The sequence below is a fragment of the Bradyrhizobium sp. Gha genome (assembly GCF_900113735.1).
Lineage (GTDB): Bacteria > Pseudomonadota > Alphaproteobacteria > Rhizobiales > Xanthobacteraceae > Bradyrhizobium.
Map to the genome: position 1 here is coordinate 36329 of NZ_FOQM01000053.1, position 6827 is coordinate 43155.

At 60.2% G+C, this 6827-nt stretch carries 4 protein-coding genes; 3 read left to right on the plus strand and 1 reads right to left on the minus strand.

Annotated elements, in window-relative coordinates; translation table 11 throughout:
- Positions 1 to 13: 13 nt before the first annotated feature.
- Genes BM222_RS36530 through BM222_RS36540 form a run of 3 tightly spaced genes read left to right on the plus strand, consistent with a single transcriptional unit; the run spans position 14 to position 6379 of the window.
- On the plus strand, positions 14 to 1282 hold the full coding sequence (locus BM222_RS36530; RefSeq protein WP_092239498.1) for an NHLP bacteriocin system secretion protein: 1269 nt from the start codon (positions 14 to 16) through the stop codon (positions 1280 to 1282).
- Positions 1275 to 3497, plus strand: coding sequence for an NHLP family bacteriocin export ABC transporter peptidase/permease/ATPase subunit (locus tag BM222_RS36535; RefSeq protein ID WP_244547401.1), 2223 nt, complete (start codon positions 1275 to 1277; stop codon positions 3495 to 3497). Before BM222_RS36530 ends, BM222_RS36535 begins: the two co-directional genes overlap by 8 nt.
- On the plus strand, positions 3494 to 6379 hold the full coding sequence (locus BM222_RS36540; protein ID WP_092239500.1) for an NHLP bacteriocin export ABC transporter permease/ATPase subunit: 2886 nt from the start codon (positions 3494 to 3496) through the stop codon (positions 6377 to 6379). The genes BM222_RS36535 and BM222_RS36540 overlap by 4 nt, the downstream gene beginning before the upstream one ends.
- A 97-nt stretch (positions 6380 to 6476) precedes the next feature.
- On the opposite strand, the gene BM222_RS36545 is transcribed toward BM222_RS36540, so the two are convergent.
- Entirely contained in the window at positions 6477 to 6689 is a 213-nt protein-coding gene (locus BM222_RS36545; RefSeq protein WP_092239501.1) for a hypothetical protein, read from the minus strand.
- Positions 6690 to 6827: the final 138 nt, after the last annotated feature.

Below are 6827 nucleotides of genomic sequence, written 5' to 3' on the forward strand. Positions count from 1 at the left end.
GGAGCATAGGAGCATGACCGACGGGCCGCAACGGGCGTTTCGCGCCGCGGCCCTTGACCGGGCTGCGTCTCCCGAGCAGCTCGATCATCTTGTTGTTATCACCAAGCCCGCTGACTGGATTCTGACCCTCGTGCTCTGCATTGCGCTGGTGGCAGCCGTGCTGTGGGGCATCTTCGGGCGCGTGCCCACTCGCGTCTCGGGCGAGGGTATCCTGATTGGCAGCGGCGGTAAGGTGGTCGACGCTGTATCCGCCGCGGCCGGACGGCTGCAGTCGGTCGCAGTCACGGTCGGCGATCACGTCAAGAAGGACCAACCCATCGCTCAGATCGTTCAGACCGAGATCCAGCAAAAGCACGACGCGGCTACCGAGGTCTTTCATGAACGCGAGCGGGAGCATGCCGATCGGGTGTCGAAAGCTGCAAGCGAGCTCGCCGCGAAGAGCCAGAACTTTGCAAAGCTTGAAATCGCCCTGCAACAGGTGATCAAGGCAACGACCCAACGTCTCGAGTATCTCACCGTCGACGTCAAAAACCTGGAGGATTTGCTGGCCAAGGGATATACGACGCGGCGCAATCTGGAAGAGCGACGTCAGGAGCTGACCGATGCGCAACAGCGCCGCACTGATGCCCAGAACGAGATCTTGAAGCTGCGGTCGCAGAAAACGGACCTTGAAACGGAGCGCGGGCGCGAAATTCAGCAGTCCGAGTTTGCTCTCAACGAGGCCCGGCGGCAAATGAATGCCGCCGCCGAACAGCTGAGCCAGAACACTCAGGTGATCAGCCCGATGGACGGGCGGGTTTTGGAAGTGAAGATTTCGCCTGGTTCGGTGCTAGCCATCGGCACACCAGTTATCGCGATCGAAAGCGAAGGCACCAAGCTCCAAGCCGTCGTCTATGTTTCTGCCGAACGGGGCAAACAGATCAAACCTGGTATGCAAGTGCAACTGGAGCCGAGCACGGTGAAGCGCGAGGAATTTGGCATGATGCTGGGCAAAGTGGTCAGCATCTCCGATTTCCCGATGACGCCGCAAGGCATGGGTGCGCTGCTGCATAACGACAGCCTGGTTACGCGCTTCTCGCGCGACGGTGCGCCTTACGCCGCGATGGTGGCACTCGATGAGGACACCTCCACTGCAACCGGATATACATGGGCGGTTGGCGAGGGGCCGAACATTCATCTCACGAGCGGAACGTTGGCGCGGGCCGAGATCACAACACGCCGGCGCCGCCCGCTCGATCTGGTGATACCCCTGCTCAAGCACCTCACGGGAATTGATGGATAAGCCCTCTCCAAACCAGCCAACCAACGAACGCGGCCGACCAAAATCTTACGTCAGCCGCATGGCGAGCTGGTTGCCGGACCGACGCATCCGGCGGACACCCATCCTACTGCAGATGGAAGCCGTCGAATGCGGAGCGGCAGCGCTTGGCATCATCCTCGGCTATTACGGTGCGTGGATTCCGTTGGAGCAGCTTCGTATCGCATGCGGCGTATCGCGCGACGGCAGCAAGGCGAGCAACATCATCAGAGCGGCGCGCCGATACGGGCTGACGGCGAAGGGCTACAGCGTCGAACCTCCGGCGCTCGCAGAGATTCCAACCCCATGCATCATTCACTGGAATTTCAATCATTTCGTGGTCCTGGAAGGAATTGACAAGAAGCGCGCCTATATAAACGACCCCGCGAGCGGACGCCGGCGGATCGATCTGGTCGAGCTTGACCTCGCCTTCACCGGCGTCGTTCTCGTGTTTGAACGGGGCGAAAGGTTCGAGAAGGTTGGCAGCAAACCTAAGGGCATAAGCCTGCTCATGCAGGAGCTGCGACAGTCAAAGCAGGCGGTGGCCCTGCTGGTTATTGTCAGCACCGCCGCGGTCTTCCCCAACATCGTTGCCGCAGGATTCTCAAAAATCTTTGTTGATGAGATCTTGATCCAGCACACGCGCAGCTGGCTTGTGCCGCTCCTGATCGGCATGGCGCTGACGGCTACCTTGCGGGCCGTTCTGATCATCCTACGCCAATCGCTTCTATTGCGGCTACAAACCAAGCTCGCCGTCGTGATGACCAGCCGCTTTCTATGGCGCCTCATGATGCTGCCGCTGGAATTCTTCACCCAACGCCACGCCGGAGACATTGCAAGTCGTATTGCAGCCAACGAGCAAATCGCCCGGCTGCTTTCAAACGGCATTGCCGCCAATGCGCTGAGCCTAATGTCGGTGGTGTTGTTCGCCGCGGCCATGGCCGTCTACGACGTTAGTCTTACCGCGCTTTGCGTCGCAATCTCTTTGATAAATGTCCTGCTCCTGCGGCTTGTCGCTTCTCGCCGCCAGGAACTGAGCTATCGGCTGGCGCTCGATCAGGGAAGACTGCTCGGCGCGACCGTGAGCATGGTACGGACTATCGAAACCATCAAAGCAAGTGGATTGGAAGACGACGCTTTCGGCCGATGGGCCGGTCTTCAAGCCAGGAACCTCAACGCCGAGCAAAGACTCGGCGCCTCCGCCGTCATATTGGACATGGTGCCGACCCTGCTCTCGGGCCTCATGATCGCGGCGATTCTTGGCGTCGGCGGCCTGCGCGTCATTCAGGGCTCCCTGACACTGGGAAGCCTCGTGGCCTTCCAATCCTTAGCATTGAGTTTCTCCGAGCCTTTCGCCAACCTCGTGAACTATTTCGGCGGCCTGCAAACGATCAAGGGAGCGCTCGAACGGCTCGAGGATGTCTACCGATACCCGCTCGTGCCGCAACCGCCGACACATGCGGCTGCGTTGCCCCCCAAGCTTACCGGCCGCCTCGAACTTCACAACGTCAGCTTCGGCTATTCGGTGCTCGAACCGCCGCTTTTGGCGGATCTTTCGCTGGTGATCCGCGCCGGTTCACGCGTGGCACTCGTAGGGGCGTCGGGCAGCGGAAAATCGACCCTCGGGAAACTGATCTGCGGACTGTACAAGCCCTGGTCCGGCGAGATTCGTTTTGATGGGTGGAAGCTGACCGATGTCCCTGCGGACGTTTTTGCGAACTCCGTCGCTTATGTCGACCAGGACGTCTTTCTGTTTGAGGGAACCGCGCGAGACAATCTGACCCTCTGGGATTCAACCACTGATGAGCGTGACCTGCTGACGGCGGCCAAGGACGCACTGATTCACCAAGACCTTGCGACCAGACCAGGCAACTATGACTGCCACGTCAATGAGGGCGGCACGAACTTCAGCGGTGGTCAGCGTCAGCGCATCGAAATCGCCCGAGCTCTGGTTTGCAATCCCTCGATCCTGATTTTGGACGAAGCGACGGCTGCGCTTGATCCAATCACCGAAAAATCCATCGACGACAACCTGCGGCGCCGAGGCTGCAGCTGCATTATCATCGCCCACCGCTTGAGTACGATACGCGATTGCGACGAAATCATCGTGCTCGAACGCGGTCACATTCTTGAGCGCGGCACTCATGAAGAGCTCCTTGCGCTTAACGGCTCCTATGCCAAACTGGTGGCGCGCGAATGACGGATCGATTAGTCGGCGAGAATTCCGGTGGGTATCAAGACGCGGTGCACCGAACCGCGCTCGATGCCCGTCGCCCGATGCTTCTCAGCGACCACGAACACGTTCTTCAGGTGGCTGCCAGCCACGTCGATTTGTTTGCAGTTCAGCCGACAGGCATGCGCCAGCATTTATTTCGCGTCCAAAACGGCGAGAGCATTCTGGACCTGCATCATGCTTGCGAAACCTTGGGCAGCCGATTGCAAGTCATCGCCGTCGGCCCTCCTGGCACTGTGCTTGTGCAGGTGCCGCGCAGTGCAACGTCCTTTGGCCCTGTGTCTGGCTGGATTGCCCATTTGGCAACGTTCATGGTTCGCTCGGCGGCGAACGAAGTCATTTCCGAACTGGTGATCGGCGAGGCGGTTGAACTCCGTCCGGGCGAGCGCCGTCGCGGTCCGATGCGGGGCCTCCTGTGGGCACACCTCGAAACCGGGTCAGCAAGGCTCATGGACCCCGGCTCGAGCTTCGCTCCCGGGCAGCCTCCCTTCCCTTTGACTGGTGGGATGTGGGTGGAAGCCGGCGAGCACGGGTGCAGATTGCGTCTGGACCCGAACCCACCCGATGCCCCGGTTCTCTGGCCCGCCATTGACGGATTCCAGATTGCATTCATTTCCCATCTTGAGCGCAGCCTCGCAGAGGGCGTCACGCGGGAGCGAGAACGCCTGGTCCGGCGTGGTGAACTCATTGTGTCGCAAACGCTCGACTCCTTTGAGCGGCTCTCTGACGTCGTGGTCAGAAGAGCGGATCGCGCGCAATCCGAATGGGATCCGGCAGACCCGCTGCTTTGCAGTTGCCGTGTTGTCGGAGAAGAACTGGGAATACCGGTTGCGCTTTCGCAGCGCGCTCAACCCGCAAGACAGGCCTTCAGCGAAATTCTTGAGATCGCTCGCACAGCCCAATTGCGGATTCGTCGTGTGCTCCTGCGCGACGTCTGGTGGAAGACCGATGCCGGACCGCTCCTCGGTTGGCGTGGAGACGAACGTACTCCAGTGGCCCTGGTGCGCAATCGAGCGAACACCTACACGATGTTCGACCCAAAGGTTGGAAGGCGCCGCTCGGTCGATCGCTCCGTTGCCGGCGAGCTCAAACCCGAAGCTATCACCTTCTATCCAGCGTTGCCATCCCGCGCGCTCCAATATCGCGATCTGCTTGCCTTTGCCATGCGAGGCGTTTCCGACAGCATCGCGCGCATTGCGTTGGCCGTTATGGTAATCGGCCTACTGTCGCTGATGCCGCCACTGATCACCAATGTCTTGGTCAATTCGGTTATCCCGCGAACCGAGATCGACCAGCTCGTTGTTTGTGCGCTTGCGCTGACGGTCACCGCTGTGGCGATCGCCAGCGTGCAGGTGATGCAAGGTCGGGTCACGTTAAGGCTCGAAGGTCTGCTCGACTACAAGCTTCAGGCCGCGCTGATCGACCGACTGCTCCGGCTACCCACCTCTCTATTTCGCGAATATACCAGCGGCGATTTGGTTGATCGCGCCATGGGCATCGACGCCACGCGTCGGATCTTCACCGGACGTGTGCTGGGCGGCTTTACGGCCTCGTTCTTTTGTCTCTTCAGCATTGGGCTGATGCTCTACTATGACCTCCGACTGGGCAGCATTGCACTGCTGATCACCATGCTTAGAGCGGCTGCAATTCTTGCCGCGAGCGCCGTGCGGCTCTACTACGAAACCAAGCATTTCAACCTGCAAGGCAAGGCCAGCGGCTTTGTCCTGCAATTGATCGCGGGAGTCGGCAAGCTTCGTGTGGCAGGCGCAACGGCGCGCGCGTTAGCGCGCTGGTCGCAACAATTTGCCGTACAGAGGCGGTATTTCATCGCCTCGCAGCAAGCGGCCAACGCGCTGAGCACCTTTGACACCGCTTTTCCGATGTTGGCGACGTTGACCATCTTTGCGCTTGCCTCCTACACAAACAGTCATATCCTGCTCGACCTCGGCGCCTTTCTCGGCTTCCTCGCAGCCTTCGGACAGACAACGGCCGCGATCGGCAGTTGGGCCTCGAGCGTCAGCGAATCCCTGGTGGCCATTCCTCACCTCGGCCGCCTGAAGCCCGTGATGTCCACTCCTGCCGAGATCTCCGAAGAACGACGATCGCCCGGAGAACTATCTGGAGAGATTGAACTTTCCGGCATCGTCTTCCGCTATATGGAGGGTGGGCCGAAGGTCCTGGATGACGTCAGCCTAAGCATTGCGACGGGTGACTACGTCGCGATCGTCGGTCCTTCAGGCAGCGGCAAATCGTCGCTCTTTCGTTTGCTGCTCGGTTTTGAGCGAGCCGAAGCCGGCACCGTGTTTTACGACGGCAAGGCGCTCAACACCCTCGACATCAGTGCCGTACGCCGGCAGCTTGGTGTAGTGCTGCAAGATACCAAGCTTGCAACCGGGAGCCTTTACGAGAACATTTGCGGCGGCGTTGATTTGCCGCTCGAGAAGGCCTGGGAAGCCGCCCGACTGGCGGCCCTGGATGCCGACATCGCGCAGATGCCGATGGGCATGCATACGCTGGTTTCGGAAGGCGTGAGTACTCTGTCAGGCGGTCAGCGGCAACGACTGTTGATCGCCCGCGCCCTTGCTCGCTCACCACGACTTCTTCTGTTCGATGAGGCAACCAGCGCACTCGACAACCAAACCCAAAGCATTGTCGGCACCTCGCTGGAACGATTGAGCATCACGCGGATCGTAATTGCGCATCGCCTCAGCACTGTGCGCAATGCAGACCGTATAGTCATGCTCTTGCGCGGCAAGGTCGTGCAAGCAGGGAGCTACGCAGAACTCATGAGTGAGCGGGGGCCGTTTGCGGAATTTGCCGAACGGCAGTTGCTTGAACCTCACCGCTAGCCTACCAGCGGCGGGGCGATACGAGCGCACTTTTCGATCGAAACGACGACCCGCACACTCCAAGGGCGCAGCCAGGGAGTGTGCGGGCATCCGTGAGTTAGCCGATCGAACTGGTGTTCGTCTGCGCGAGCAGCTGGGTGACGGCAGCGGCACCACCGGCACCGAACACACTGGAGCCGCCCTGAGCCACGCCAACCTGCGTCGCGGAGTTCGCCTGCGCGACGATGTTGTTGGACAGATTGTTCAGGTCGAAGATCCCGCCGGACACGGCGTCGAGTTCCATATCGATCAGTTCGTACGCTTCAATCATGACGTTTCCTCCTCAGTTGGGTTTGACTTAGCCGATCGAGCTGGTGTTGCCCTGCGCGAGCAGCTGGGTGACGGCAGCGGCACCACCGGCACCGAAGACGCTGGAGCCGCCCTGAGCCACGCCGACCTGCGTCGCAGT